Annotated in this window: 34 protein-coding genes, 1 tRNA gene and 1 other annotated feature; of the genes, 33 read left to right on the top strand and 2 right to left on the bottom strand. The window is 35.3% G+C overall.

All coding sequences use genetic code 11. The features are described from left to right. Nucleotides 1-17 precede the first annotated feature (17 nt). From F5ESL0237_RS04690 to F5ESL0237_RS04625, 16 genes are all read left to right on the top strand, one after another. A complete protein-coding gene (locus tag F5ESL0237_RS04690; protein WP_122024772.1) occupies nt 18-707 on the top strand; it encodes a hypothetical protein in 690 nt (229 codons plus the stop codon). Beyond that, entirely contained in the window at nt 704-1,759 is a 1,056-nt protein-coding gene (locus F5ESL0237_RS04685) for a hypothetical protein (RefSeq protein WP_233551907.1), read from the top strand. Before F5ESL0237_RS04690 ends, F5ESL0237_RS04685 begins: the two co-directional genes overlap by 4 nt. Further along, nucleotides 1,741-2,118: a DUF2577 family protein gene (locus F5ESL0237_RS04680; protein WP_122024771.1), complete on the top strand. Its 378-nt coding sequence runs from the start codon at nt 1,741-1,743 to the stop codon at nt 2,116-2,118. Before F5ESL0237_RS04685 ends, F5ESL0237_RS04680 begins: the two co-directional genes overlap by 19 nt. A 2-nt stretch (nt 2,119-2,120) precedes the next feature. Beyond that, nucleotides 2,121-2,591 (top strand): DUF2634 domain-containing protein, encoded by a 471-nt coding sequence (locus F5ESL0237_RS04675; protein ID WP_199688766.1) that lies wholly within the window; start codon nt 2,121-2,123, stop codon nt 2,589-2,591. Next, a complete protein-coding gene (locus tag F5ESL0237_RS04670; RefSeq protein ID WP_122024770.1) occupies nt 2,581-3,729 on the top strand; it encodes a baseplate J/gp47 family protein in 1,149 nt (382 codons plus the stop codon). Before F5ESL0237_RS04675 ends, F5ESL0237_RS04670 begins: the two co-directional genes overlap by 11 nt. Beyond that, entirely contained in the window at nt 3,722-4,276 is a 555-nt protein-coding gene (locus F5ESL0237_RS04665) for a putative phage tail protein (protein ID WP_122024769.1), read from the top strand. The genes F5ESL0237_RS04670 and F5ESL0237_RS04665 overlap by 8 nt, the downstream gene beginning before the upstream one ends. A 14-nt stretch (nt 4,277-4,290) precedes the next feature. Continuing rightward, nucleotides 4,291-6,093 (top strand): hypothetical protein, encoded by a 1,803-nt coding sequence (locus tag F5ESL0237_RS04660; protein ID WP_122024768.1) that lies wholly within the window; start codon nt 4,291-4,293, stop codon nt 6,091-6,093. A gap of 12 nt (nt 6,094-6,105) precedes the next feature. After that, nucleotides 6,106-6,399, top strand: coding sequence for a hypothetical protein (locus F5ESL0237_RS04655; RefSeq protein ID WP_122024767.1), 294 nt, complete (start codon nt 6,106-6,108; stop codon nt 6,397-6,399). 41 nt (nt 6,400-6,440) lie between these two features. After that, a complete protein-coding gene (locus F5ESL0237_RS04650; protein WP_122024766.1) occupies nt 6,441-6,956 on the top strand; it encodes a hypothetical protein in 516 nt (171 codons plus the stop codon). Further along, nucleotides 6,956-7,117 carry an XkdX family protein gene (locus tag F5ESL0237_RS04645; RefSeq protein ID WP_199688765.1) on the top strand — a complete coding sequence of 54 codons (162 nt, stop codon included), beginning with the start codon at nt 6,956-6,958 and terminating at the stop codon, nt 7,115-7,117. Before F5ESL0237_RS04650 ends, F5ESL0237_RS04645 begins: the two co-directional genes overlap by 1 nt. Nucleotides 7,118-7,148: 31 nt before the next feature. Beyond that, a complete protein-coding gene (locus F5ESL0237_RS04640; RefSeq protein WP_122024765.1) occupies nt 7,149-7,538 on the top strand; it encodes a hypothetical protein in 390 nt (129 codons plus the stop codon). Nucleotides 7,539-7,541: 3 nt separating this feature from the next. Then, entirely contained in the window at nt 7,542-7,892 is a 351-nt protein-coding gene (locus tag F5ESL0237_RS04635) for a phage holin, LLH family (protein ID WP_122024764.1), read from the top strand. Further along, nucleotides 7,858-8,403 (top strand): peptidoglycan recognition family protein, encoded by a 546-nt coding sequence (locus F5ESL0237_RS04630; RefSeq protein WP_158592429.1) that lies wholly within the window; start codon nt 7,858-7,860, stop codon nt 8,401-8,403. The genes F5ESL0237_RS04635 and F5ESL0237_RS04630 overlap by 35 nt, the downstream gene beginning before the upstream one ends. Before the next feature lie 14 nt (nt 8,404-8,417). Beyond that, complete coding sequence (locus tag F5ESL0237_RS08400; protein WP_158592428.1) at nt 8,418-8,561, top strand: hypothetical protein; 144 nt, start codon at nt 8,418-8,420, stop codon at nt 8,559-8,561. Between the two features lie 493 nt (nt 8,562-9,054). Then, nucleotides 9,055-9,195, top strand: coding sequence for a hypothetical protein (locus tag F5ESL0237_RS08395; RefSeq protein ID WP_158592427.1), 141 nt, complete (start codon nt 9,055-9,057; stop codon nt 9,193-9,195). Then, complete coding sequence (locus tag F5ESL0237_RS04625) at nt 9,177-9,377, top strand: hypothetical protein (RefSeq protein WP_122024762.1); 201 nt, start codon at nt 9,177-9,179, stop codon at nt 9,375-9,377. The genes F5ESL0237_RS08395 and F5ESL0237_RS04625 overlap by 19 nt, the downstream gene beginning before the upstream one ends. 138 nt (nt 9,378-9,515) lie before the next feature. On the opposite strand, the gene F5ESL0237_RS04620 is transcribed toward F5ESL0237_RS04625, so the two are convergent. After that, a tRNA-Arg gene (locus F5ESL0237_RS04620) sits at nt 9,516-9,589 on the bottom strand. A 239-nt stretch (nt 9,590-9,828) separates the two neighbouring features. On the opposite strand from F5ESL0237_RS04620, the gene F5ESL0237_RS04615 reads away from it, so the two are divergent. The 16 genes from F5ESL0237_RS04615 (at nt 9,829) to F5ESL0237_RS04540 (ending at nt 24,261) form a co-directional block, all read left to right on the top strand. Continuing rightward, nucleotides 9,829-11,610: a DUF2207 domain-containing protein gene (locus tag F5ESL0237_RS04615; RefSeq protein WP_122024761.1), complete on the top strand. Its 1,782-nt coding sequence runs from the start codon at nt 9,829-9,831 to the stop codon at nt 11,608-11,610. A gap of 83 nt (nt 11,611-11,693) precedes the next feature. Continuing rightward, nucleotides 11,694-13,007, top strand: coding sequence for a DUF2325 domain-containing protein (locus tag F5ESL0237_RS04610; RefSeq protein ID WP_122024760.1), 1,314 nt, complete (start codon nt 11,694-11,696; stop codon nt 13,005-13,007). A 117-nt stretch (nt 13,008-13,124) separates the two neighbouring features. Next, entirely contained in the window at nt 13,125-13,964 is an 840-nt protein-coding gene (locus tag F5ESL0237_RS04605; protein WP_090092780.1) for a YitT family protein, read from the top strand. A gap of 89 nt (nt 13,965-14,053) precedes the next feature. Continuing rightward, nucleotides 14,054-14,133, top strand: a sequence feature (ribosomal protein L21 leader region). Between the two features lie 12 nt (nt 14,134-14,145). Next, entirely contained in the window at nt 14,146-14,460 is a 315-nt protein-coding gene (gene rplU, locus F5ESL0237_RS04600) for a 50S ribosomal protein L21 (RefSeq protein ID WP_090092778.1), read from the top strand. Between the two features lie 13 nt (nt 14,461-14,473). After that, nucleotides 14,474-14,767, top strand: a complete 294-nt coding sequence (gene rpmA / locus F5ESL0237_RS04595; protein ID WP_046307181.1) for a 50S ribosomal protein L27 — start codon at nt 14,474-14,476, stop codon at nt 14,765-14,767. A gap of 150 nt (nt 14,768-14,917) precedes the next feature. Next, a complete protein-coding gene (locus F5ESL0237_RS04590; RefSeq protein ID WP_122024759.1) occupies nt 14,918-16,027 on the top strand; it encodes a Xaa-Pro peptidase family protein in 1,110 nt (369 codons plus the stop codon). 81 nt (nt 16,028-16,108) lie between these two features. Continuing rightward, nucleotides 16,109-16,678, top strand: a complete 570-nt coding sequence (gene efp / locus F5ESL0237_RS04585) for an elongation factor P (RefSeq protein WP_090092775.1) — start codon at nt 16,109-16,111, stop codon at nt 16,676-16,678. 18 nt (nt 16,679-16,696) lie between these two features. After that, nucleotides 16,697-17,161, top strand: a complete 465-nt coding sequence (locus tag F5ESL0237_RS04580; RefSeq protein ID WP_122024758.1) for an Asp23/Gls24 family envelope stress response protein — start codon at nt 16,697-16,699, stop codon at nt 17,159-17,161. Continuing rightward, a complete protein-coding gene (nusB, locus tag F5ESL0237_RS04575; protein WP_122024757.1) occupies nt 17,139-17,537 on the top strand; it encodes a transcription antitermination factor NusB in 399 nt (132 codons plus the stop codon). The genes F5ESL0237_RS04580 and nusB overlap by 23 nt, the downstream gene beginning before the upstream one ends. Nucleotides 17,538-17,587: 50 nt before the next feature. Beyond that, nucleotides 17,588-18,436: a tetrahydrofolate dehydrogenase/cyclohydrolase catalytic domain-containing protein gene (locus F5ESL0237_RS04570; RefSeq protein WP_122024756.1), complete on the top strand. Its 849-nt coding sequence runs from the start codon at nt 17,588-17,590 to the stop codon at nt 18,434-18,436. Continuing rightward, on the top strand, nt 18,426-19,793 hold the full coding sequence (xseA, locus tag F5ESL0237_RS04565) for an exodeoxyribonuclease VII large subunit (RefSeq protein ID WP_122024755.1): 1,368 nt from the start codon (nt 18,426-18,428) through the stop codon (nt 19,791-19,793). The genes F5ESL0237_RS04570 and xseA overlap by 11 nt, the downstream gene beginning before the upstream one ends. Next, nucleotides 19,774-20,016, top strand: coding sequence for an exodeoxyribonuclease VII small subunit (locus tag F5ESL0237_RS04560; RefSeq protein WP_122021898.1), 243 nt, complete (start codon nt 19,774-19,776; stop codon nt 20,014-20,016). Before xseA ends, F5ESL0237_RS04560 begins: the two co-directional genes overlap by 20 nt. Before the next feature lie 3 nt (nt 20,017-20,019). Continuing rightward, the gene (locus F5ESL0237_RS04555) at nt 20,020-20,886 is read left to right on the top strand and encodes a polyprenyl synthetase family protein (RefSeq protein ID WP_122024754.1); all 867 of its coding nucleotides are present in this window, start codon (nt 20,020-20,022) and stop codon (nt 20,884-20,886) included. Further along, nucleotides 20,887-21,699, top strand: a complete 813-nt coding sequence (locus F5ESL0237_RS04550; protein WP_122024753.1) for a TlyA family RNA methyltransferase — start codon at nt 20,887-20,889, stop codon at nt 21,697-21,699. 10 nt (nt 21,700-21,709) lie between these two features. Beyond that, a complete protein-coding gene (recN, locus tag F5ESL0237_RS04545; RefSeq protein WP_122021895.1) occupies nt 21,710-23,392 on the top strand; it encodes a DNA repair protein RecN in 1,683 nt (560 codons plus the stop codon). Nucleotides 23,393-23,394: 2 nt separating this feature from the next. Beyond that, complete coding sequence (locus tag F5ESL0237_RS04540) at nt 23,395-24,261, top strand: GNAT family N-acetyltransferase (RefSeq protein ID WP_122024752.1); 867 nt, start codon at nt 23,395-23,397, stop codon at nt 24,259-24,261. 50 nt (nt 24,262-24,311) lie between these two features. On the opposite strand, the gene F5ESL0237_RS04535 is transcribed toward F5ESL0237_RS04540, so the two are convergent. Next, nucleotides 24,312-24,587, bottom strand: a complete 276-nt coding sequence (locus tag F5ESL0237_RS04535) for a hypothetical protein (RefSeq protein ID WP_122024751.1) — start codon at nt 24,585-24,587, stop codon at nt 24,312-24,314. Nucleotides 24,588-24,756: 169 nt separating this feature from the next. On the opposite strand from F5ESL0237_RS04535, the gene gmk reads away from it, so the two are divergent. Further along, nucleotides 24,757-25,371 (top strand): guanylate kinase, encoded by a 615-nt coding sequence (gene gmk, locus F5ESL0237_RS04530; RefSeq protein ID WP_090092757.1) that lies wholly within the window; start codon nt 24,757-24,759, stop codon nt 25,369-25,371. Nucleotide 25,372 lies beyond the last annotated feature (1 nt).

Here is a 25,372-nt window from a genome sequence, read left to right as displayed (position 1 = left end):
ATAGAGGGTGATAAATAATGGATGGGTTTGGCGTTTTTTTGACAAACTATAAAAGTAACAAAACTATCCAATTGCCGGTTAACCCGGCTGAGTTAAAGCTCAAATATGAGGGAGATGACCAGAGTCAAACGGTCGTCAATCTTGGTGAGATTAATCGGCTGGGTAATCTAAAATTGGTAGATATAACAATCGAAAGTACGCTTCCACTAAATGAGACTACTTATATAGCTGTAGATGAGCTTCAAGAACCAGAGTACTATATTGATTTCATTAAAAAAATCCAAAAAGCTAAAGGACATATGCAGGTTGTTGTGGCTAATACAAAAATCAGTCTGCCAATGACAGTAGAAAGCTTTGAATATGGCTTTGAAGATGGCTACGATGAAGAGTACAAGTATACACTGGAGTTGAAACAGTATCGCGAGTTTAAAGCAATTAAAGTTTCTACTTCTAAAAATAAAAAGAAGAAAAAATCCAAAAAAGGTAAAGAGCGGATTTCACCGCCAAAAAAATTTGGAGTTGGCTCAAGTGTTGTAGTTAGTGGCAGGTTGTATATGGACTCAAATGGCAATGGCCCTGGGGGTTACGAAAAAAATTCTAAGAGGACTGTGATTAACATTGCCACTGGTCATAAGTTCCCAATATGCGTTGGCATAAATGGTTCTGCACGTGGCTGGGTCAGAAAAAGTGATGTGAAAAAAGCATGACAGTTACAACTTTTAAACTTAAGCGCCGTAGTAATATGTATCGTAAATCTAAAAGTAATGGCAAAGGTACTACGTATGATTTGAGGCAAGTAGTGACCAATATTAAATGGTCTACTGACTTGAATTTTAGTGCTGGCGAATTAACATTTGACTTGATTCAGAATGCTCATCAAATTATTCCTTATACGGGCGACATTATTACCTTCAGGTGGGACCACCACAAGATTTTTTATGGCTATGTTTTTAAATACGAGGTTAAAGAAGACAATACAGTGAGCGTAACGTGCTATGACAAATCAAGGTATCTCAAGAATCAGGATTCAATTGTTTGGCAATCCGGAACAATTGCTGACCGGTTCAACAATGTATGCAAGCGAGCTGGCATTAAGCATAAAGTGGTTGATAAGCCTACTCATAAGGTTTCGGCTGAAGTATGTGATGGTAAGACTTACTTTGATATGGTGAAGAGTGCGATTGTCAAAACTAGGATAGCCACCAAGCATATGTACTACATATACTGTAATTATGATGTGGTGGAGTTACGCAGAGCACCATATAAGAAGTTAAAAATAATAATTGGTAGTAAGTCGGCAATGACCGGCTTTTCTTATGCCGTTGATATTAATAATACGGCAAATGTGGTCAAAGTAATTCAGAAAGATACCAAGAAATCACAAGCGAAATCATCTACTGCCAAACAAGACGATCCTAAGCGGACTAGTTTCAAGTCGGCCAGTGCTGCAGGTAAATCGTCTGAACAGTGGGGCAAATTGCAAGAAACAATTAATAAAAAAAATAAAGCTAATCATGCGCAGATGGTCAAGCAAGCTAAAGATGAGCTACGCAAGAAAAATAGAGCTAACAAGGAGTTAACAATTGACTGTATCGGGCATATTGATTTAGTAGCCGGTAACGCAGTTACGATTAAAATTAATGACCTTGGGAAAACTCTGAAAAACTGTCCAATTCTAAAGGCAGAACATAATTTTGGTACTGATTATAATTGTCATTTAACAATGAAAGTAGGTGCAGAATGGCTGGGGAGCTCTTAATCAAGATGCTAAAGGAGCGTGGTGGTAAAGATAGTGAATATTCTGATGTGGTTTATGGGGTTGTGAACTCAATTAAGCCTTTAAAAGTACAATTAGCTAACAACATAGTAATTGATGATAACTTTATAGTTCTAGGCAAGCATATTGGCAAGTTTAAACTGCCAGGCAAAGCAAAAATTGAAGTTAAATCCCACAGTGATCAGATTGGGAATGTATCGGGAAATCGTCCAACAGTCAGTGAAGATATTACCTTTAAAGAAATGGAATTCGACAATAGCCTTAAAAAAGGTGACAAGGTCACGATGATACGCATGGACGGTGGTCAGCAGTTTTACTTGTTTGAGCGAGAGGAGGCATAGTCATGGATAACGAAGACAACATTGTAGTCACTGATGACGATAATGAAGTTGATGATGCAGAATTGGACGATGAAGATATCGATACAGATGATGACGATGACGAATCATTCGAAGATGAACCAACCTTAACTTTTAAAATCGAAAATGGTCGTATTCGTGGCAAGATTGACGAACAAAAAGCTATGATTCAAGCCGTTGATAAAATCCTGCAAACAGAGCGTCTAGTTTTTCCCATCTATTCAGACCAGTATGGTAACGATTTTAACGATTTAATTGGAAAGGATATGGGTTATGCTAAAGTTGAAGTTGAACGTATGCTGAAAGAGGCACTATTAGCGGACGATCGAGTTACTGATGTTCAAGTTGATGAAATAGAACAAATTAGTCGTGATACTTTGCAAGTCAAAGGAATATGCATAACAGCTTTTGGTGATATTAATATAGACAGTGAGGTGAGTCTTGATGAACCCTGATGAATTAGCGGCTAGTTATATGGCTGAAGATTTTGATTATTGGTTAAATCTAATGCTAGATAGTGTGCCAGATGACATTGACCAACGTGAAGGCTCAATAGTATATGATGCACTAGCGCCAGCCGCAATGGTAATGGCACAACAGTCACTAGACAGAGCTAACATTATTAAACAGACATATATCAAGACTGCGCAAGGACAGTTCTTAGATTATCGAGCAGCTGAACATGGAACTGCTCGCTATGCCGCTACACAGACAGAAGTTAAAGCTAAGTTTTTAGATTCAGATGGTAATCCGATTAATAACGTACAAATAGGCGATAAATTTGCCAGCATTGGTGAAACGCCTATTTTTTATACCGTACAAAAGGTTAACGATGATTTTACGGCTGAAATGACCGCTGACGAGCCCGGTACGAGGGCTAACTCTTACATAGGTCAAGTTATGCCTGTAACGTCTAACGATTCATTAAACTGGGCAGAAATAACCGAGATAGTGGCTCCTGCAAGGGATGAAGAAACAGATGACCACTTGCGTGACCGATTGCTACGATCAGATGATTGGATAGCTTACGGGGGCAATGTTACCGACTATCTAGCTATGCTTTCTAAGATTAAAGAGGTAGGAGCTGGTCAGGTTTATCCCGTCTGGAATGGTGCAGGAACAGTTAAGTTGGTAATTGTTGACAATAATCTAATGCCTGCTAGTGCCGACTTAGTTAAAAAGGTTAAAAATATCATTGACCCTGCTGACAGCGAGGGTAATGGCTATGGTATAGCACCAATCGACCATCAAGTAACTGTTGTAGCACCTACACCTTTTACGGTTAACATTTCAGCAACTATAAATATTGACGGCAATCATGGTGTAGATATTGTTAAAGCCAACATTAAGACGGCAATTGAAGCCTACTTTAAGTTACTAAGACAGACTTGGAATAGGGCTGACCCCACAATAGGTCGTGGTTATGCGCAAACAATCTATCGCTCTAAGGTATTGTCACAAATTATGATGACTGAAGGCGTGGTTAACGCGTCGGTGCCAAAATTAAACAATGCTGATAACGATATAGTTTTGACCTTTAATAACCAGACTTCACAATTACCAGTATTAGGAGAGGTGGTGCTAGATGGCTAACAATCTAATGGATTACTTACCAGATTACTATGATGGCGTCTATGAGATGGAAGCAATCATGTATGCTCAAGGGGGTGTGCTGGATAGAGCTGAGAGTGAGCAGTTAAGACTACTTTTAAATCAGTTTGTAACGCAAACAGACGCTAAAGGGATAGCCGTTTTTGAAGACCAAGTTGGTATTAAGCCAGCATCAGGTGATACTTTACAAATGCGGCAGAACAAGGTACTAATGCGCTTGTTACCGCCTAGACCAATCACAATTAGGTACATGCGAGAGCTGTTTGTAACATTGAAGATACCTGCCACTATAAGGGTTGACTGTCCCAAAAGGGATGCAATTGTCGAAGCCAAAAGTGCAGAAATTACTAGCAAGCAGATTGATAATGTCAAGTATCTACTCAATATTTATTTGCCAGCTAACATGGTCTATGAAATTAGAGTGGCTTTAAACGAAGTACAAATTACCAATAACATCAAAATTGGGGTTGGTACATGGTCTAGAGCAGATGTAACTGTACAGGCTAATCTTTTACAAATAAAAAATTAAAGGAAGTGATATTTTTGTCAGAATACAATAAAACGATCTTAACCAACCAAGGTCTGGATTTAATGGCCCGTGCGAATAAGGGGACAGCCAGGTTTGCAATTACTAGAGCGGCAACTTCGACTGAACAACTAGCTAATAAGAGTATGGCTGACTTACAGCAACTAACTGAGTTGCCTAGTTTAATGCAATATGGGGTCATAAATAATGTAGCTGATTCAACGCAAGATAAAAGTATTGTTATTGGTACTGAACTACTTTTTAATAATAAAGATTTAGGTAATGGCTATAACATTAATACGATTGGGCTTTTTGCCAAAGAAGATGGACAAGATAAAGAGATACTCTATGCTATTACAACAGCTATTGCGCCTGAGTTTATGCCGGATTATAAAAATAAAGTTCTATTTAAGTTTAGCTTGACAATGTTTGTCGCTGTTGGACGTACAGATAATGTATCGGTGATTGTCGACGACTCGAATTCAGCAACAAAAGCAGATTTGACTAAAGTCAAAAAAGAGTTAGACGGTAAAGTAAATGTTAGTGATGTATACAACAAAACTGAAATCAATGAAAAATTAGATCAAGTTGGAAAGTTGAAAAAGATTAGTGTTAACGGTGGTACGCCCGTTGAACCTGATGCTGGTGGAGTGGCAAATATTGTTTTACCCGATTTAAATCATCCAGATTATACAATTACAACGTCGCCTTTTGACCTAGATCTAGCTATTAACTTGGGTATTTATCGTCTGAACGGTGTCGATTTAACCACATCTAAACGTGTTGATGCTCTTACGGCTTTGCCTTCGACTGCAATTAAAGGAGCTAAAGGGTTTTTGATTCAAAAAAAATACGACGATTATTATAATATGCAAATTTTAGTATTATATGATATGCCCAATAATACAGATATAACGTGGTCTTTTAGATGCATAGGTATAGGAACGAGTGACTATCGTGACACTTTTAAGCGGATAACGACAGATATTGACTACACAACACTACTTAATCAAGTAAATCAAAAAGCTAATACGAATGATGTTTATACAAAATTTCAAACAGATAATCGGCTAAGTCTTAAAGCAAATGCAAGTGATGTTTACACGCAATCACAAATTGACAATAAGTTAGCATCAATATCTGTTGGAGGAGATATTGATGCCATTAATAGGAAATTGGCTGATAAAGCAAATGCAGGTGACGTATACAGCAAATCGCAAGCAGATAGCAAATTTGGTGGCGTTAAAAAAGTAAATGGTAAGAGCCCTACAAACGGCAATATATCAGTGCCTATGTATGCTCCTAATCTTTTAAAAGGTACTAGCGAGCAAACAAAAAATATACCACCTAACGCGTCAACTGATGTTATCCATCTTACGACTGATGCCAACACTAAGTATACAGTCGCCGTTGATATTGACTACACTGCTTTTTCAAGTGGTTCAGCAGGGGCAAAATTGCAGGTTAATAATGGTGGCGGTTTAGTAGACAGTACTATTGTCACAGCAGGCTCAAAAGAACGGGTAAGCGTAACCTTTACGACACCTGATAGTTGCTACTGGGTAACAATTCTACTCACTAGCAACTCTAGTTACACGGGAAAATATGGATGCCTTAAAGCAAGTAAGTGGCAAGACACGGATATACCGCCAGATATGACTTGGGTGCCAGCAATTGAGGATTACAGAGCAGATTTAGCCACACTATCAGGGAAGATAGACGAGCTTAAAAATCGAGAAACTTATCACTTATCTTCAGATTTAAGTAGCGGACTAGCCTACTCAAATAGCCACCCTAATGTATTTGTCGGTACACCATAAGGAGGGAAATTAATGGATTTAACAAATGTAAATAATCTGTTTATCAACGGACATAGGTTTGTGGCTGGGGACTTGGTGGGCAAAAAAGTAAAAATTGTAAAAAATTGGGATATAAGTCAGAACGGGGTTCTTTTTGATGGCTCCTATTACTATAATAACTTGGGTGGAGCAGTCACTATTAGTCCAGGCACATTGGGATATGTGATTGGAATGACATATGGCAACTGCTATTACATTTTTAACGCCTCATCAAAATACTCGCCCGGAACATGGATATCTAAAGACTATGTAGAAATTATAGATTAGGATACGAGAAATTACGAAATCGACTAAAGGAGAAAAAAATAATGGATTTAGCAGAAAAAACAGCAGAATTACAAAAAGAGATTAACGAAAATTCAATGTGGAAGCAGATAGGGTATATATCCAATAGTGACACAGATTGTGAACCCATATTACTGGTTGAAAAGCATGACATTACAACCTATCCGATTGTAATCGAGGCACCAACTGGATTAAAGTCCCCTAAGTATGATTGGACAGCTCACTCATGGATTGAAAATGACCCCAATAGTCAAGGTGCGCAAATAACAGCACTAAAAGAGCAACTGGCTACAGCAAAGCAAACTATTATAGCCGTACAAGAGCAACAAACAACAGTGTCCAAAGAAACTAATGGTGCATTAGACAAAATCCAACAGACCCAAGAAAAGCAAGCGGAAGCCACAGCACAATTACTACAAATGTTAGCACCAATGTTAGCTGGTAAGCCTAATATGCCTAGCGTGCCTAATGTACCTACACCACCAACGCCAGATAAAAATGCAACTAATACAAACACTACTACAGGAGGTGCTAAATAATGGATATGCATGAAATAATGGTCAATCTTGTCAAGTTTTATTACAGTTTTGGTTGCTATACCAATAATGACGTTGCCTATTTTGTAAAATGCAATTCAATAAATACAACCGATTACAAAGAGATAACAGGACAGGATTATCCAATCAATCAAACTGTATAAAAAAACAAAAAAGAAAGAGTGATAATGGCAAGTGACACATTTTATTAATTTAGATTGGGAGTACGTTTTTGATTTTTTGGCTTCTGTCGGTTTTTTTGGCTGGATTGCCCAGTTAATAAAAACCTATTATGCCAACCATAAACAAAGAAAAAAATTGGAAGACCAGCTTCCCTCAATTATTCAATCAATCAAAGAAATACAAGGAGTTGTAGACTCTTTGAAAACGGGAGAAATTGAAGCCCTGCATTCTGATTTAGATGAACTAGCCCACCAGATAGAAAAACAGGGCTATCAAACTGAACAACAATGCAACCGATTAAACCAGATATATAACACCTATCACACACTAGGTGGTAATGGTTCTGGAACTAAGCTCTATGAACAGGTTTCAAAACTACCTATTAAAAACAAGGAGAATTAAAACATGACAAAATTAATCTTTGACTCTGTTTACGCAGGGTTATTTTTATTGGCAATTTTAGTGGGTTTTTACAGTAGTAAGCATGCAACTAAAAACAAGGCATTGTTATTTATAGAAGACTTAGCTGCAGCCTTTGTTAGACAAGCTGAAACCACTGACTTAGACGGACAAACAAAAATGGATAATGTTATTTCAGGTGTTGAAGATGCCTTAGTGAGTCATGGTATAAAAGTGGATGCCACACTTGAAGCTGTAATCAGAGCGTTTGCTGAAAAAGAAGTAGCAAAGATGAATACAGAAAAAAAGGAGGATGCCAAAGTTGAAGATAAACAACAAGTACAATCTGGCAAGTAATGAGGGCAGCTCACAGTTAGCTACACCACGCTTTATTATTGCTCACTCTACCGCTACACCAAATGGCGAGGCTTGGGCGATTGCACGCAACATGAAAAATGGTATCAATGTAAGCCAGACGTATGTGCATTTTGTCATTGACGACCACTCAATTTATCAAGTTGGCGAGTTGGGTTATGTGGCTTGGGGAGCAGGTAGTCCTGCCAATAGTTTGGCTCCTGTACAAATTGAATTATGTGAGTTCAGTAATCATAGACGGGCAATGAAAGCCTACAAACACTATGTAAATTGGCTCAGATGGTCAGCTAAAAAGTATGGCATACCACTAGCCTTGGACACTGGGTCATATCGTGGAATCAAAACACACTCATGGCTTGTGCAGCATGGGTATTCTGATACAGACCACACCGACCCGTGGCAATATCTGCCTAAAATTGGCGTATCAAAAGCCAAGTTTGCTAAAGACCTACAAAAAGGATTCAGCGGTGCCAATATTGCACTAACTAAATAGTTGGGGAAAAACTCATGGCGAAGTATAATTATGACTTTGATACAATGGTTAAAAAAATGAGGGAAATTTGGACTCCAGAAGATTTCCTAAGAGCTACAGAAAAGTTAATGTATGCAGGTTACATTAACTATGAACAAACTTCCAATAAGAGCAGGTAAGTATAAAATGATTAGTGACACAAAGTAAAAATAATTTTATGAAATTTACAAATAGTGTTACTTAGTCAAAATGTGTACATCAGTCAAGCAATGTGTATCTTTTTACCAAAACGATATATTTTGTCAAGTTTCAACAAATAAATAAGACACTCAGATTAATTTCTGGGTGGCTTTTTTGTAAAATATGAAATAAGCACTCTGGGAGTAATTCCTGGAGTGCTTATTTTTGTGCAAAAAATATAAATTAATTATCAAATATTGTTGACAATATACGCATAAGCGTGTATTATATAATATGTAAGGAGGTGATGAAATGAAGAAGAAAAAGAAGTCAAAGAAAAAAGCTACAAACCTAGAATTTCGCTTCAAAATCAATCTAGGAATTGTAGCATTCGAGATTACCATTAAAAAGTAATCAAGAACAAGTGGGGGAATAAAATCCCCTGCTTGTTGTATCTAAAATTAATTATAATTAGTAAGAGGAATAAAAGCAATGAAAATTTATAAATATCATTTTCACAAAGGCAACACAACTATTAATGCTAAAGTTGATTTAAGACCTAAAACACTTTTATTAACAGGATTAATTGCATTAATAGCAATAGGAGCAGTAAGATGGCTGATAACAAAGTAAGTGAAGCACAAAGAAAAGCAAACAAAAAGTGGGACGAAAAAAACAAAGAAAGAAAATCATATATAAATAAACGGTCTACAGCTAAAAGCTTTATTCTTAATTTAGCTACAAAAGAAGACTTAGAAAATATTTTAGAATATGTTGAACAACGTAGAACTGAGATAAAAAATGTAGATAAGTAAAAAAGCCACTCTGTAAAGAGTGGCTTTTATGTTAGCCAAAATGTTAGCCAACTTTAAAATTATTTAAAATCAACAAACATTAGAATGTTGATATAGCAAGATAGAATATTGATAAAAATCAATAAAAATCAATAAAAATGATCCGGGTGAGATTCGAACTCACGACCCACGGTTTAGAAGACCGTTGCTCTATCCAGCTGAGCTACCAGACCATTGCTCTAACAAGAACATTAACTATTATAGAGAAAAGTTTTGCTAATTGCAACCATAAAATCAATTTTTTAATTAGGGCCAAAAAAGAATGAACAGCAAAGTGTAAAGTTATCATCTAACTATGGTAGCAACAATCTTAAATTGTTCATTACTTAATATTTATTTTTTGTTAAATTATATACCATTATTTTAATAAAGTATGTATAATTGAAAATAATTATTTTTGAGGATTACATATATGAAAATTAAGCTTAAGAACGTTATGCCATACATAACCACTTTATTACTATTATTTTTATACGTAAAAAATGTTAGCGCAGAAGTTGACTATCGAATTGAAAATAATGTAACGACAGCTTCTATTAAAGAAGATGGATCGCTTGCAATTAAAAAGCAAATTACTTATAAATTCAAAAGTCAAAGTAAGGGAGTTTTTTATCAGCAAAATCTTACTCCTACACAAAGTTTAGTTGATGCGAAAGTTAAAATTCAAAATGAAAATCAAATAGGACGTTATTCGCATAATTTTAGTTTGCAAAAAGTGAATTCAGGATACCACTTTACAGTCTATAATCATGTTAAACCTAACTCTAGATGCACTGTAACTTATTTTTACAAAATTACTCAAGCTATTACAAATTATCGTGATATAGCTGAATTGAATTTTATGATTATTGGTGATAATTGGGACAAAGATTTAGATCATGCAAAGGCAGTTGTACTTTTTCCGGGTCCAGTGAAAAATATAAAAGCTTGGGCTCATGGACCACTTAATGGTTATCTTAAAATTGACAAAAAGAAGGGTAAGATTACGATGACGGCCAGTAATCTTGATGGTCATGTAGGAATAGAAGTTCATACAATTTTCCCGTTAAGTGTTACATCTAAAAATAAAAATATAGTTGATCGAACTCATCGAGCATTTGTTTTGAAACAAGAAAAAAAATTGAGCCAAGAGACTAATCGTAAGAGAAAGAAAATTTTTATTTCTGAAATTGGGTTAGTACTTATAATTGTGTTAAGTGCCACTAGTGCAACTGTGCTAGGATTTACGGTGAAAAAACAAGGTGGAACAGTCCATAACTCTAATTCTATTCCCCATAATTATGAATGCCCCTCTGTTAACGCTGTAGTGGCCCAGATTATGGACAAAGTTGATATGCCAGATATTAGAGCATTTACAGCGTATTTAATGGAACTAGCGGTGAAAAAGAAAGTACTAATTGAGGACTATCAAAAAGATGGGACCACTTTTTATAGAATAACTTTAAAGGATATGCATTTAATTAGTCAGGATCCACTTTTAGCAGCTTTATTCAATGATATAGGTAATGGTCAAACTGTAACGACTGAAGAAATCAAAAATTCTCGTGGAAAAAAAGTTAGCCAAAAAGTTAACCATTGTTACATTGATTGGCGTATAAAGTCTTATAATGAAGTTGTAAATCAAGGCTTGTTAGCAGAGAAGTTGATTCATAAAAGAAATACTAATCAAACAATCATTTGTTCCCTATTGTTTCTTAGCTTTGGGGGAGCACTAATATTCTTTTTTAAATTTTCTGAATTTAGAATTGTAATGTTAGTTGTGGAAACTATTTTATTGTTTTTTGGCATCAATGCTTTAGTTCACAGTAATAATATGATTAGTTTTTATTCTCAAAAAGGAGCTGAAATTACTAATCAAATTCGTGGGTTTAAGCATATGCTAGAAGACATTGGTAGCTTTGAAATGCGTGATGTTGGTGACTTAGTTCTTTGGGAAGATATTATGCCTTATGCAGTGACTTTTGACCTAGCTAAAAAAGTTTTAAAAGAGTTAAAAATTGAATTTACTACTGATGAATGGCAACAAAGTGACTTTTATATTCATGAGCCAATTTATAATTTCAATAGCAAAGGATTTTATGAAAGTTTTAATAGTAGCTTAGGATCGGCTTGTTCGATTGGAGGTACATCAGGCGACTTTTCTAGCGGTACCTCAGGTGGCTTTGGCGGTGGCTCTGGTGGAGGTGCATTTTAATAATTTATTTTTGAAAAAGCTCAGTTTTAAGTTGGCTTTTTTCTTGTTATACTTAATTTACTGAATTAGAAAAGTGAAAAATAATGTTTGATTATCGTAATAACTTAAAAAGAATTTTAAACCAAACAGCTGGCGATGAAAAAAGCCTAAGTAATGGACTAGCTGCAATCAAGTTAATCTTGGGTATGGCTGATGAGGCATTAGGTGCTCAAATAACTAGTACTCAGGTTGACTATAAACAAGTAAACCTCTTTTTGAGGGGGTTAATAGCTTTAATTAAAAATCCAGGTGATAATCACGCAAAAAATAATACTTTGAAGGCAATTCGGCAAATATTGTTAACGCCAAAGCTTGAACCTGGGTTGCGTCAAACTTTAATCGATCTAAGCCAGGCAGTTAAAGCTTCGCAAACAACCAAAGAAACTATCAACAAAAAGGTTTTTGAACAAGCACTACAAAAAAAGATAATGCCTAAAGTGGATTATCGTAAAGGTAAGCGTTATGTAGTTGTTCGACTACTGTCAGGCTGTGACTTAATTAATGACAGTAAGCGATGTGTTTTTACATTAAAAGAATCACAAATCCATTCTTTAAATTTGAAAAGTGGAGATATTGTTGAAGCATTACCAGTAGAAGATAATCGTAATTACGAAGCAGAAATATTAAGGGTCGTAGGCTTTCGTCAGCTTTCGCGAATGGAAGTTGATCAAATTTCTACATTTAAATATGCGGTAATACAAGGAAATTCCGGTCATTTAACTATCAGTCATAATATTAAAGGGCAAAAGCTACGTATTCGTGGTAAATCCATTACTTTATCTGTTGATGAAAGCAAATTTGAAGAGAAAAATATCCCATTAACTGATGGTTCAATTGTTGATCTAGCTTGGTATGATGGCGATATCCGTTTAAAGAAAAATCCTACCGAAGCTATTGAAATTCGGTGGATTTATGAACTGGATCAGCCTGCCACCATGACTAAATTAAAAAAGAAAAAAGTCAAACAAGCAGATCAAGCTACGGAAATGCCAAAATTGGCATTAAATTTACATTATCAACGTGTTGGCATTGCAATTGGCAATAACCAAAATGAAGCACTGCTTGAAGGAATCGTCAAACGCTATAATGGAATTCCCATAGCAATTGATGCCTTTCAGGGAAAGAAAAAAATAATTGAACAGCAGATAAAAAATTTAGATATTGTTATTCTTGTTACCGCTTTTGCTGCTCATGATAGTACATGGAATATCAGCGAATTTACTAGCAAATATAATGTTAAATTTGCAGTTAGTTCTAGTAAAGGATATCAAGCTTTTGAACGTGCTCTCTACCGAGCAGAAATGGGCTTACCTGCTTATGAAGGCAATCAGACAATTGAATATAAAAAAGCAAATTAAAGCTTTTAATAAAAATACAAATAATTAAGAATTATTTGTATTTTTGCATATTTATTGAATAAACAGGTCAGTCTTGAGTACAATATAGATCAAAGTTTTTTATGAAAGGAAGATGAGATGGGGAAAGAAAAACATGGACATACTTGGCAGTATTGGCTTTTCTTCTTGTCAGGATTAGAAATAATTACCGTTGCAATTAATTTGTTTTATGCGCCAATCAATGTTGCGGCAGGAGGATCAACTGGAATTGCAATCTTAGTTGATGCAGTTTGGGGAATCAATCGCTCACTGACAGTTTTCATTATTAATTCATTAATGCTGATTATGGCGGCAATTTTTTTAGGTCGACAAACATTAAAAAAAGTGGCAATTGGTAGTCTGCTTTTACCAATTTTAATGGAAATTACCCCAAGTTTAAAACTAACTTCCAATAATATGCTGGCAGTAATCTATGGTGGTGTGCTTATGGGAATTGGCGTCTCGATGCTCTATCGCATAAATGCTTCATCAGGTGGCACTACAATTCCGCCACTAATTATTAAAAAATATTTTTTTATCGATCCAGCTATATCCTTAATGATAATTGATATGTCAATTATTTTTTTAAATATTTTTGTTGATGGTACTGAGGCCTTTTTACTCGCTGCTTTTTCACAAATTATAACGACCTTAACTATGCACTATACTGAGACTGGGTTTGATAAGAAGTTTCAAGTTCGCATTATGAGTAATCAACAATTGGAGCAAATCAAAAATATGTTACAACGCGATTATGACGGATTAACTGTCTATAATGTTATTGGTGGTTATAGTGATAAAGATAAGCAACAATTGGTAATTATCGTTGATACTAATGAATACGGTCAGTTAGTAGCAAAAGCACGTGAAATTGACCCAGAGGCTTTTATAGTGACAGAAAATATTGCTAAAGTTCATGGTGGAAAATGGCAAATGTAATTTTAATTAAACATGATTGCTAACTTGTTTTAATCTTGCTAATTCTTACCAATAGTAGTATCATACAGTAGTTGTATTTGTGGAGACCTTCACATCTGCAACCGCACAAATAGGGGTAAGAAGACTTTTATTTATAAAAGCACCCTTATTGGCGAGTCTAAGTATTTTTTGGAGGGCAGTAATGTACGCAATTATTAAGACTGGCGGTAAGCAATATAAAGTTGCTGAAGGCGACAGTATTTTCGTAGAAAAACTTGACATTGAAGAAGGTAAGGAAGTTACCTTTGATGAGGTAATTCTTGTTTCTGATGGTAAAGACGTTAAAGTTGGTACACCATTAGTTAAGGGTGCCAAAGTTGTTGCCAAAGTTGAAAAACATGGTAAAGAGAAGAAAGTTGTAACTTTCAAATACAAACCAAAGAAGCACTCACATTCAAAATATGGTCATCGTCAACCTTATACTAAGGTTGAAGTTGAAAAGATTGAATTAAGCTAGAGGTGAAGTGATTATGAATATTTTAAATCTTAAATTATTTGCCCACCACAAGGGTGGAGGTTCAACTGCCAATGGTCGTGATTCAGCTGGTCGCCGTTTAGGTGCCAAGGCTGCTGATGGTCAAACTATTCACGCAGGAACGATTATTTATCGTCAACGTGGTACTAAGATTCACCCAGGCAAGAATGTTGGTCAAGGTGGAGACGACACTTTATTTGCATTAGTAAATGGTGTAGTTAAATTTGAGCGTAAAGACAAGTACAGAAAACAAGTTTCTGTTATTCCTGTCGAAGAAGAAGCTAAGTAATTTAGTTCTTAATAAGAAGACGAAAAGCATGTGCTTCTCGTCTTTTTTATATTTATGACTTTACTATAGATAATATTTTTAGTTGGAACTGATTAATTAACGCTGGTGCTAATTAGTACTAATTTTATGGTCGAATTTGGAGATACTGAAATGAATGAAACAAATGACTTATTAACACTTCTAAATAAGCGGATTGCCCAAGTAGGTAAGTTGATTACAGATCAAGGTGCGGATGGCTTTTTGATTTTTAATCAAGCTAATTATCGTTATTTAACTAATTTTACTGGTGAAGAAGCGCAATTGATAGTAACTAATCAGGGTGATCGGATTTTATTGTCTGATTCCCGCTTTGATAACCAAATTAAAGCTGAGGCACCAGGTGAAATGTCAGTTGTCATGAAACGTGGTAATCAGGATGAAGAAATTAGTCGGCAGTTACAACATGCCAATTTACATAAGGTCTTAGTGGAAGGTGAATTTGTTTCTGCAGTAGAATTTGCCAATTTGCAAAAGTTAAATCCACAAATTGAGTTTCAAATTGTAGAAGAAATAGTTGAGCGTGTGCGCAATGTTAAAGATGATTTAGAAATTGCCACTTTGCGTCAAGCAATTAATATCTCAATGAGTAGTTTTAATGAAATTTTACCGATGATTAAACCTGGTGAAATTGAACGTAATATTGGTGCTAAGCTTGACTATCTTTTTAAGTTAAATGGTGGCGATGGCCCCAGTTTTGCTACGATTATTGCATCGGGTGTTCGATCAGCCTGGGCTCATGGTGTAGCAAGTGATAAAGCAATTGAAGAAGGTGACTTGGTAGTAGTTGACTTTGGCGCCTTTTATCATGGCTATGCAGCTGATATTACACGCACTATGGCTGTAGGGAAAGTTGATACTGAATTAAGTAAAATTTATAACATTGTTTATGAGGCACAACGTCGTGGTATTGCAGCAGCTATTGTCGGTAATCATGGAAATGATGTTGATCGAGCAGCGCGCGATTATATTAATGAACAAGGATATGGTCAATACTTTGGTCATGGTATTGGTCACGGCATAGGACTAGAAATTCATGAATTATGTCAGCCGGCCTTACCGTTTGGTAAGCAAGAACTGGTTAATAATATGGTTCATACGGTTGAACCAGGAATTTATTTACCTCAAAAAGGTGGCGTAAGGATTGAGGACGATATTTTAATTCATGGACAAAGTCCGGAAACACTATCAACCTTGCCTAAAGCTGAGTTAATTTCTTTATAAAAGATAATATTTTTAAATATTATTTATAGTAAAATCATGTCTGAATTGGTAAGATATTATTATGGAGATGAGGTAGTTAATATGACAATGATTTCAGTTAATGAGTTTAAAAATGGTTTAACCATTAAGTATAACAATGATTTATGGCGCATTGTTGAGTTTCAACATGTTAAGCCTGGTAAGGGTAGTGCATTTGTTAGATCAAAGTTAAAGAGTCTGAATACTGGTGCAGTACAAGAATATACATTTCGTTCTACTGCTAAGGTTGACACAGCAGAAATTCAAACGAAAGCAATGCAATATTTATACAATGATGGATCAAACTATGTTTTCATGGATACGACAACCTATGATCAATTAGCTATTCCTAATTCACAAGTTGAAGAAGAAGCTAAGTATCTGAAGGAAAATATGGATGTTAGCGTAATTATGCATGAAGGTAAAACTCTAGGAATCCAATTGCCAAACACAGTTGAATTGATAGTTGCTAAGACTGAGCCAAATATTAAAGGTGATACTTCCTCTGGTGGTGGTAAACCTGCAACTATGGAAACTGGGCTAGTAGTTAACGTACCTTTCTTTATTAATGAAGGCGATGCATTAATAATTAATACTGTAGATGGTACTTACGTATCTCGTGCAAATAAGTAGTTTTTTGAGGTAAATAAAATGGCAGATAGTTCAAAGATTGTCTTAGATGATAAAAATAACGGTGAAGAAATCGAAATAGATTCTAGTGTTCTTGAAGTTATCATGGGCATTGCTGCCGAAAAAGTTGACGGAGTTGCCGCAATGCACGGTAATGTTAAATCTGGAATCAATCGCGTTTTGGGACGAGAAAATCGAGGTAAAGGAATTGCAATCAAGCTTGACGATGATCACAATTTGATTGCCGACGTTTATGTAAGTTTTGAAGCTGGCAGTTATGTGCCTAAAGTTGCAATGGATTTGCAAAAATCTTTAAGACAGCAAGTCCTACAAATGACTGACTTGGTTTTGAAAGAAATTAATGTTCACGTGACGGGCTTAGTATTTCCGGATGACCCAGAAGAGCAGCAGGATAATAGGGGAACCTCTCAGCTATTTTCTGACATTGATGAAAAGAGTAAAAATGAATCAACACCAGAGTCGTAGAGTAGCAATGCAAGCAGTGTATTTGGCAAACCAAGAACCAACGTATACTGCTTCTGAAGTTGAAGCTAAAACGGTTGCTACACTTAATCTAAAGGAACTTTCTGCTTATTCAAAAAATATTATTGAAGGCGTGATTGAAAAGCGGGAGGAAATTAAAGCTAATCTTGCCAGTTGTTTAAAAGAAAACTGGCGAATCGATCGAATTAGTCAGATTTTACTTGCTATTTTAGAAGTTGCTTTATATGAGATTAAGTACAGTATGGACATAGAGCCTAAGGCAGCAATTAATGAGGCTTTAAACTTATGTGATGAATTTGCCGATCCCAAAAATAAGCCTTTTATTAATGGTATTTTGGCGAATTTTATTAAAAAATAACTAGTAGTCGGCTGAATAGCCGGCTATTTTTAGTAGAAAAGGAATTATGGATGGCACAACTTTTAGATGGGCAAAAGCTAGCAAATATTCGGGCAACTAAACTTAAAAAGCAAGTAGATGAATTAAAAAAGCAAGGTGTTCAACCTTTTTTTACCGTAATTAATATTGGTGATGATATTAGCAGTAAAATTTATCTTAAAAGTAAAAAAAAGCTAGCTACTAAAATTGGAATTAAACAAAAAATTTTTCAATTAGATTCTGCTACTAGTCAAGCCGAGCTATTGAGCTTGATTGCTAGATTAAACTCTGAAAGTCAGGTTAATGGAATTATGATTCAGTTGCCGGTTCCAAGCCAGATTAACTTAAATGAAGCTCTCTCTTTAATTGATCCGGAAAAGGATGTAGATTGTTTAACACCAAGTAATGTGGGCCGTTTGTGGCAAGGTAATCATTTTGTTGAACCAGCAACTGCTCATGGTATTTTGGCTTTATTAAAGCACTATCAGATTGACCCTAGTGGTAAGCATGTAGTAATCATTGGGCGTAGTAGCATTGTTGGCAAACCACTAGCAGCATTGATGCTAGAGCAAGATGCGACAGTTTCTGTTTTGCATACGAAAACCAATAATCTCACTAAATACACTAAAGAAGCTGATATATTGGTGTCTGCAGCTGGACAACTGGGACTAATAACGGAAAAAATGGTTAAGGACAATGCAATAGTGATTGATGTAGGGATTAATCGTATTGGCAATCAGATAGTTGGTGACGTTGATTTCCAAAATGTAGCACCTAAAGTTAGTTATATTACCCCTGTACCTGGTGGGATTGGCCCACTTACAGTTGAATCACTAATGGAACAAGTAGTGAAATTAGCAAGGAGAAAAAATGGTAGATGATAAGTATCTTTCCGTAACTGATTTAAATTATTATATTACGCAAAAATTTAAAAATGATCCGTATTTACATAAAGTTTTTTTACAAGGTGAACTATCTAATTTTAGGTATCGACGTAATTCACACCAATACTTTTCATTAAAAGATGAGAAGTCTAAACTAAATGTTGTCATGTTTCGGACCTATTTTGACAAAGTTAACTTTAAGCCTGAAGAGGGGATGAAAGTTTATATTACTGGCTATGTTAGCGTTTATGGGCCACAGGGAACTTATCAATTTTATGCCGAAACAATGGAACCGGCAGGCTTAGGTGCCTTATATGAGCAATTGCAACAGCTTCAACATAAATTAGCGCAAGAGGGATTATTTAACCAAGAACACAAGCAACCTTTACCACATTTTCCTGATCGAATAGCGGTTGTTACTAGTGCATCTGGAGCTGTAATTCATGATATATTGGTTACGGTTAATCGCCGCTTTCCGCATGCACAAGTTGACTTATTTCCAGCCCAAGTTCAAGGAGATCAAGCGGCTGACTCATTAGTTAATGCAATGAAACAAATAATGGCTATTAAAGATAAATATGATGTAATGATTATTGGTCGTGGTGGGGGCTCACTTGAAGATTTATGGCCGTTTAATGAAGAACTAGTTGTTCGGCAAATATATGAGATGCCAGTGCCAGTAATTTCTTCTGTAGGTCATGAAACTGATACTACATTATGTGATTTAGTAGCTGATGTTCGGGCGGCAACGCCAACAGCGGCGGCAGAATATGCCACTCCTAATTTGACCAATGAATTAGCTAATATTCATCAACTCCAAAGTAGTATGCTTGCCAGTATGCAAAATATTATTCATGCCCGCCAAGAAGCTTTAAAGCGGATTGATAATTCGGTTATTATGCGTGAACCCACACGACTTTATGATGAACAAGCTCAGACTTTGGATTTTTTAAAAGAGCAACTTAGGCGGAACATGGTGCGACTCTTAGAGCTTGCGCAACAAAAGTATCAATTAACAAGGCAACAATTATTAGCTAAGAGCCCTAAAGATAGAGTAAAACAATACGAAGAAAGGGCCAGTTTTTATCGACAAAAATTGGATACTAATGTAAAAAATATTTTACAGGAAAAAAGACATGGTTTAGCTAAAATTGGGCAACAATTAGATGATTATAGCCCACTTAAAACTCTTGATCGCGGTTATGTTTATGTAGTTAATGAGCAAAAGCAGACAATCAGTTCAGTTACGCAGCTTAAGCCAAATAATAAAGTCAACCTTAATTTCAAAGACGGTAAAGCAGTAGCAGTTATAAAATCTACAAGGAGAATTAAGAATGGTAACGAAGAAAAATAATTTTGAAGAAGAATTAGCTAAATTACAGCAAATTGTAGCTAATTTGGAAAATGGCAATGTGGCCCTAGAGGATGCTTTAAATGAGTTTCAAACCGGTGTTAAGTTAAGTCGAGATTTAAATCAAAAACTGACCGCTGCCGAGCAAACTGTCGCTAAGCTAATTGAAAGCGACGGTTCAGAACATAAAATTGATCCTAATAGTAGTGCTGCACCGGAAGAATAAAAAATGACTTTTAATGATTTTAAAATAAAATGGACACCAATAATTGATAATTATTTAGCTAGTCACTTAAAATTAGAAGTAAATAATGCAAAATTAAGCGAGATTATGGCTTACTCAGTAATGGCAGGAGGTAAAAGATTACGACCCTTATTGTTTTTAGCAACTTATTCGGCATTGAATAAAGAGATTTCTGAAAAAGAAGTTAGAATTGCTTGTGGAATAGAACTAATCCATACATACTCGCTAATTCATGATGATTTGCCGGCAATGGATAATGATGACTACCGTAGAGGAGAACTAACTAGTCATAAAAGATGGGGCGAAGCTGAAGCTATTTTGGCTGGAGATGCATTACTTCCGATGGGGATTCAGTGGATTGTTGAAGGCAGTAATGAGCCAAAGTTGGTTAAAATTATTACCGCTGCAATTGGTGCAAATGGCATGGTTGGTGGCCAATATCTAGACATTGATTCAACAAATGACAAAAGTGTTGCTAATGATGCTAATTTCATTGATAAAATGGAGTGGCAAAAGACAGGTTGCCTAATACAAGCAAGTGTTGAAATGGCAACAATTCATGGTAAGGCAAGTAGTCAAAGTAGTAAACAACTTGTTGCTTTTGCCAAAGATTTTGGTCGTGCATATCAAATTTATGATGATTTAGTTGATATTGTTGAGACAACCCAAGAAGCTGGAAAAGCAACTCATAAAGACCAAGCAAGTGGTAAAAATAATACTTTAACTTTACTTGGAGCTGAAAAAAGTCGTCAAGAATTGAAAGAACTAATTAAACGGGCAAAGTCTAATTTAGCAAATTTCGATGATTCAGTTTTAGTAGGATTTCTTGATTTGTATCAAAAGGTACTATAAATGACAAAAGAAAGAGCAGATATTTTACTAGCTAAACAAGGATTATTTAATTCACGAACGCAAGCACAACGTGCAATTATGGCCGGACTGGTTTGCGATCATAATCATCAACGAATTGATAAAAGTGGTACAAGTTTTCCCAGTGATGAGCAATTTTTTATTAAAGATTCAGGAAAAAAATATGTCTCACGCGGTGGTTTAAAGTTAGAAAAAGCTTTAAAAGTTTTCAATATTGATTTGACCGATAAGATTTGTCTAGATATTGGTGCTTCAACTGGCGGCTTTACTGATGTGGCATTACAAAATAGGGCGAAATTAGTCTATGCTCTTGATGTTGGTTATAACCAGTTAGCCTGGCAATTACGTGATGACTTGCGTGTAGAAGTTATGGAAAAACAAAATTTTCGCTATAGTAAACCAGAAGACTTTACTAAGGGTTTGCCTGACTTTGCTATGACCGATGTATCTTTTATATCTCTTGATTTAATTATGCCACCTATGTATCAAATTTTAAAAGATCAGTGTGAGGCAGTTTGCTTAATTAAGCCACAATTTGAAGCTGGTCCAGAAAACGTTGGTAAGCATGGTATAGTAAATGATAATCACGTTCATTGTGCGGTAATAAAGCATACGATTGAGCAAGCTTTAGCAATTGGCTTTAATGTGTTAGCAGTTGACTATTCACCGATTAAAGGGGGAAAGGGAAACATAGAGTTTTTAATTCATTTACAAAAAAATGAAAGAGATGGCGGTAAATTAATTTGGCCAAATACGCCCGCAGAGATTGTTGAACGAGCAGTAAAAGGACTTTAGGAGAAAAAGCATGTTAGTTGAACTGGATATTAAAAACTTTGCCATTATTAAGGCTTTAAAGGTTCGCTTTCAAGAAAATATGACAGCTTTAATTGGTGAAACGGGTGCTGGAAAATCGATTATTATTGATGCAGTTTCACTACTAATGGGTGGTCGTAGTCAAAAAGAGATGGTGCGTAGTGGCGAAACTAAGGCAGTGATTACGGGGCTATTTGAAGTTGGTCAATCTAGGCAAATTGCGCAAATCTGTGATAAGTACGGGTTGCCAGATTCAGAAGGACAACTAATTATTAGTCGTGAATTGGCTGTTAAAGGGCGCAATGTTGTTCGGATAAATGGGCAATTGACTACAATTAACGTTTTACGTGAATTAGGTAATTATTTAGTAGATATTCATGGTCAAAATGATCAACAAATTTTAATGAATCAAGATCGCCAAATAGATTTAGTGGATGATTATGCTTCCGCAGATTTTAAAGAAAAATTAGCTCAATACCAAATTGATTTTAAAACATGGCAAAAATTGACTACGCGCTTAAATCATTTACGTAATGATGCTCAAGAATTGGCACAAAAGCAAGATATATTATCTTTTCAAAATGAGGAGTTAAGGGCCGCAAACTTAACTGATCCAAATGAAGACGAGCAATTAGAAGAAGAATATAATGAACTGAATAATTATCAGAAAATAGTTGATACTGCCAATTATTTAATCCAATTATTTGATGATGACGAACATGGAATTGAAGAATTATTAGGAAATGCTCAGAATGCAGCGCAAGAATTAACTGAATACGGGGCTAAATTTAAAGATATTGCTAAAACTATTGATGATGGAGTTTTTGCTTTAAGTGATGCAAGAAGTGAGCTTTCCAATGTTCTTGATGGACTAGATTTTGACGCAGAAAGATATCAATATGTATCTAACCGGATAGACTTACTAAATTCGCTAAAGAAAAAATATGGTCCTAGTTTGACTAATGTGTTTGCTTTTTATAAAAAAGTGCAAAAAGAACTAAATCAATTTGAAACAGGTGGTTTAGATGAAAATCACCTAGAACAACAGGTAATAGAGATTGAACGTAAATTAACCAAAGAAGCTACTGAATTACATCAATTAAGAGAAAAAGTTGTAAATGTACTTGAAGAAAAGATTAAACACGAATTGGCAGATCTTTATATGGCCAAGGCTAGATTTGTAATAGACTTGAAAACCACTAAAACATTCACTAGTACAGGAACTGATGCAGTTGTGTTTTTAATCTCGCCTAATCCAGGTGAAGAATTAATGCCATTAGTTAAAATTGTTTCTGGGGGTGAACAGTCACGTTTGATTTTAGCGCTAAAATCAATTTTTAGTCAGGTAGAGCCAGTCGGAACCATGATTTTTGATGAAGTCGATACGGGAGTTTCAGGCCGAGTATCAGCCGCAATTGGGAAAAAATTACACTCAATTGGGAAAAATAAACAGGTTATTGCAATAACTCATTCTCCTCAGGTGGCAGCGGCCAGTGATCAAAAATACTTAGTGGCCAAAGAAGTAAAAGACGGGGCAACTTATACCCAAATTGGGCCACTTACTCAAGAGGAAACAGTAACTGCAATCGCTGAAATGATGGCTGGGAGTAATGTAACTCAGGCTGCCAAGCAAAATGCAAAAGATTTGCTGAAAAGTTTTAAAGAGCGGAATTAATTATGGAAATTATTGCGAAAAAAGTTTTAGCGAATGAAGAAATTAAACAGGTTAAAACATTAATGAATGAAATTCATACTCATGATCATACATATTCAGATCCGTATTTAAGTAACGAATACAATTATTTTTCAGACATGCCTGCTTTTATTTTGGCCTATCAAAACGATTTGCTGGTAGGCTTTCTGATGATTTATGCAGATGATAAACCGGATGAAGAAATTGATTTATATATATATGTTTTGCCAAAATTTCGACAAAGAAAAATAGCTACGGCTTTGATTAACCGGGCTAAAATAATTTTGAATAAATACGGCTACAGTAATTTTAATTATGCATCTGAGCAAAGATTTTTAGATGAGCATCCCCAATTTTTAGGTAAAACAAAATTAAAAATAGTGGATGAAGAATATAATATGCGGACCCAAAATCCGCTTGCTAATGCAAGTGATAGTCGATTAAAGCAAGATTTAAGCCTATGTTTGTTAACAAAGGATAAAGTTAAAGAAACTGCAGTATTGCACAGTGCAGCCTTTGAAAATGATTTAACAATGTCACTTAATTACCTTACTCAGGGATTACGAAATCTAAATCAATTTAGTTTTGTTTTACTGTATCATAATCAAATTATAGGTTATTGTGCAGCTGATATTAGTAAGTATGCTTATTTTTTTGGCTTATTTATTGCGCACAAGTATTGCAATCGAGGTTTTGGTACATTTTTTATTAAAGAAATGATGTGCCACTTGAGAAAAAAAGGCGTAAAAGAATTTGTACTTGATGTAGATGTTAATAATATTCCCGCCATCAAGGCATATTTAGCGGCAGGATTTGAAATAAAAAGTAAAAATGTTTATTTGAAAAAATAGAATTAACTAAAAATACGGACATCAATCCGTATTTTTAGTTAAAGAATTATTTAGGCCAGATCAACTCTTAGAAGGTAATTAATGTTAACAATGTGTAAGAGTTTTTGATTAGTTGAACGCAAAATAAATTTTTGAGCTGAAAGTTGCTGGTTTACTTGTCCGATTTCACTTTGTCCATCTTGAAAAGTCACTAATACATATTTTTGATTATGCATGGCCATTGTAAGTAAAGTTAAAATCTCACTGCTATACTGATTCGTACCATCGGGCTTGTTATTATCGTAATCAAATAAGTAATGATAAATTTTTTTTAGTGAATTCTTCATTTTTGCTCCTCTCATCATCTATGCGAACATTTGTTTGATATATTTATTATAAGAACATTTGTTTAAAAAAACAAGTCTTTAATTCATAAAATTAAAAAACATCTTAACTTGAAAATATCCTTCTTTTAGTGCAAACTAGATATAATAGCTTTTTATAGGGGAGTATGGCATGACAGAAAAAGGTTTGTTACTTGTCCTTTCGGGACCTTCTGGAGTTGGAAAAGGAACCGTTAAAAGTGCAATCGTTGAAAATAAAGTTTTTCCGTTTGAATATTCAGTTTCGATGACAACTAGAAAGCCGAGACCAGGTGAAGTTGACGGGCAAGATTATTATTTTGTTAGCGAAGAGAAGTTTGGGGAAGCTATTAAGCAGGGTGAACTTTTAGAATATAATAAATATGTAAATAATTATTACGGAACACCATTTGCGCCAGTTAAAAAGATGTTAGATGAAGGTAAAGATGTTTTACTTGAAATTGATGTTAATGGCGCAAAAACTGTTAGAGAAAAAATGCCCGATGGTGTATTTATCTTTTTGACGCCGCCAGATTTACATACATTGCATTTACGCCTGGAAAATCGTGGCACTGAGTCAGAAGATGTGATTCTAGGACGAATTAATCAAGCACGTCAAGAAATATTAGTCATGCAAGATTATGATTATGCCGTTGTTAATGATACAGTTGCCAACGCTGTAGATCATATTAAGGCAATTGTTGATGCTGAGCATGTTAGTGTAAAGCGAGTTATTGACACATATCGTAAAATGGTCAGGGAGGATTAAG

The organism is Lactobacillus sp. ESL0237, from assembly GCF_003692985.1.
Classification (GTDB): domain Bacteria; phylum Bacillota; class Bacilli; order Lactobacillales; family Lactobacillaceae; genus Lactobacillus; species Lactobacillus bombicola.
The sequence above is the reverse complement of the archived record's forward strand: the minus strand, read 5'-3'. Positions and strand labels throughout refer to the sequence as shown.

What these genes read in the sequence shown, in the direction of transcription:
- F5ESL0237_RS08400 (WP_158592428.1), top strand. Translation starts at nt 8,418, where the DNA reads ATGGCGAAGTATAATTATGACTTTGATACAATGGTTAAAAAAATGAGG.
- F5ESL0237_RS04605 (WP_090092780.1), top strand. Translation starts at nt 13,125, where the DNA reads ATGGGGAAAGAAAAACATGGACATACTTGGCAGTATTGGCTTTTCTTC.
- F5ESL0237_RS04635 (WP_122024764.1), top strand. Translation starts at nt 7,542, where the DNA reads ATGACAAAATTAATCTTTGACTCTGTTTACGCAGGGTTATTTTTATTG.
- F5ESL0237_RS08395 (WP_158592427.1), top strand. Translation starts at nt 9,055, where the DNA reads ATGAAAATTTATAAATATCATTTTCACAAAGGCAACACAACTATTAAT.
- F5ESL0237_RS04535 (WP_122024751.1), bottom strand. Translation starts at nt 24,587, where the DNA reads ATGAAGAATTCACTAAAAAAAATTTATCATTACTTATTTGATTACGAT.
- recN (WP_122021895.1), top strand. Translation starts at nt 21,710, where the DNA reads ATGTTAGTTGAACTGGATATTAAAAACTTTGCCATTATTAAGGCTTTA.
- F5ESL0237_RS04625 (WP_122024762.1), top strand. Translation starts at nt 9,177, where the DNA reads ATGGCTGATAACAAAGTAAGTGAAGCACAAAGAAAAGCAAACAAAAAG.
- F5ESL0237_RS04680 (WP_122024771.1), top strand. Translation starts at nt 1,741, where the DNA reads ATGGCTGGGGAGCTCTTAATCAAGATGCTAAAGGAGCGTGGTGGTAAA.
- F5ESL0237_RS04670 (WP_122024770.1), top strand. Translation starts at nt 2,581, where the DNA reads ATGAACCCTGATGAATTAGCGGCTAGTTATATGGCTGAAGATTTTGAT.
- F5ESL0237_RS04550 (WP_122024753.1), top strand. Translation starts at nt 20,887, where the DNA reads ATGACAAAAGAAAGAGCAGATATTTTACTAGCTAAACAAGGATTATTT.
- F5ESL0237_RS04590 (WP_122024759.1), top strand. Translation starts at nt 14,918, where the DNA reads ATGAATGAAACAAATGACTTATTAACACTTCTAAATAAGCGGATTGCC.
- rplU (WP_090092778.1), top strand. Translation starts at nt 14,146, where the DNA reads ATGTACGCAATTATTAAGACTGGCGGTAAGCAATATAAAGTTGCTGAA.
- nusB (WP_122024757.1), top strand. Translation starts at nt 17,139, where the DNA reads ATGAATCAACACCAGAGTCGTAGAGTAGCAATGCAAGCAGTGTATTTG.
- F5ESL0237_RS04580 (WP_122024758.1), top strand. Translation starts at nt 16,697, where the DNA reads ATGGCAGATAGTTCAAAGATTGTCTTAGATGATAAAAATAACGGTGAA.
- F5ESL0237_RS04655 (WP_122024767.1), top strand. Translation starts at nt 6,106, where the DNA reads ATGGATTTAACAAATGTAAATAATCTGTTTATCAACGGACATAGGTTT.
- F5ESL0237_RS04690 (WP_122024772.1), top strand. Translation starts at nt 18, where the DNA reads ATGGATGGGTTTGGCGTTTTTTTGACAAACTATAAAAGTAACAAAACT.
- F5ESL0237_RS04650 (WP_122024766.1), top strand. Translation starts at nt 6,441, where the DNA reads ATGGATTTAGCAGAAAAAACAGCAGAATTACAAAAAGAGATTAACGAA.
- efp (WP_090092775.1), top strand. Translation starts at nt 16,109, where the DNA reads ATGACAATGATTTCAGTTAATGAGTTTAAAAATGGTTTAACCATTAAG.
- F5ESL0237_RS04685 (WP_233551907.1), top strand. Translation starts at nt 704, where the DNA reads ATGACAGTTACAACTTTTAAACTTAAGCGCCGTAGTAATATGTATCGT.
- F5ESL0237_RS04610 (WP_122024760.1), top strand. Translation starts at nt 11,694, where the DNA reads ATGTTTGATTATCGTAATAACTTAAAAAGAATTTTAAACCAAACAGCT.
- rpmA (WP_046307181.1), top strand. Translation starts at nt 14,474, where the DNA reads ATGAATATTTTAAATCTTAAATTATTTGCCCACCACAAGGGTGGAGGT.
- F5ESL0237_RS04555 (WP_122024754.1), top strand. Translation starts at nt 20,020, where the DNA reads ATGACTTTTAATGATTTTAAAATAAAATGGACACCAATAATTGATAAT.
- F5ESL0237_RS04615 (WP_122024761.1), top strand. Translation starts at nt 9,829, where the DNA reads ATGAAAATTAAGCTTAAGAACGTTATGCCATACATAACCACTTTATTA.
- F5ESL0237_RS04570 (WP_122024756.1), top strand. Translation starts at nt 17,588, where the DNA reads ATGGCACAACTTTTAGATGGGCAAAAGCTAGCAAATATTCGGGCAACT.
- F5ESL0237_RS04645 (WP_199688765.1), top strand. Translation starts at nt 6,956, where the DNA reads ATGGATATGCATGAAATAATGGTCAATCTTGTCAAGTTTTATTACAGT.
- F5ESL0237_RS04665 (WP_122024769.1), top strand. Translation starts at nt 3,722, where the DNA reads ATGGCTAACAATCTAATGGATTACTTACCAGATTACTATGATGGCGTC.
- F5ESL0237_RS04675 (WP_199688766.1), top strand. Translation starts at nt 2,121, where the DNA reads ATGGATAACGAAGACAACATTGTAGTCACTGATGACGATAATGAAGTT.
- xseA (WP_122024755.1), top strand. Translation starts at nt 18,426, where the DNA reads ATGGTAGATGATAAGTATCTTTCCGTAACTGATTTAAATTATTATATT.
- F5ESL0237_RS04560 (WP_122021898.1), top strand. Translation starts at nt 19,774, where the DNA reads ATGGTAACGAAGAAAAATAATTTTGAAGAAGAATTAGCTAAATTACAG.
- gmk (WP_090092757.1), top strand. Translation starts at nt 24,757, where the DNA reads ATGACAGAAAAAGGTTTGTTACTTGTCCTTTCGGGACCTTCTGGAGTT.
- F5ESL0237_RS04540 (WP_122024752.1), top strand. Translation starts at nt 23,395, where the DNA reads ATGGAAATTATTGCGAAAAAAGTTTTAGCGAATGAAGAAATTAAACAG.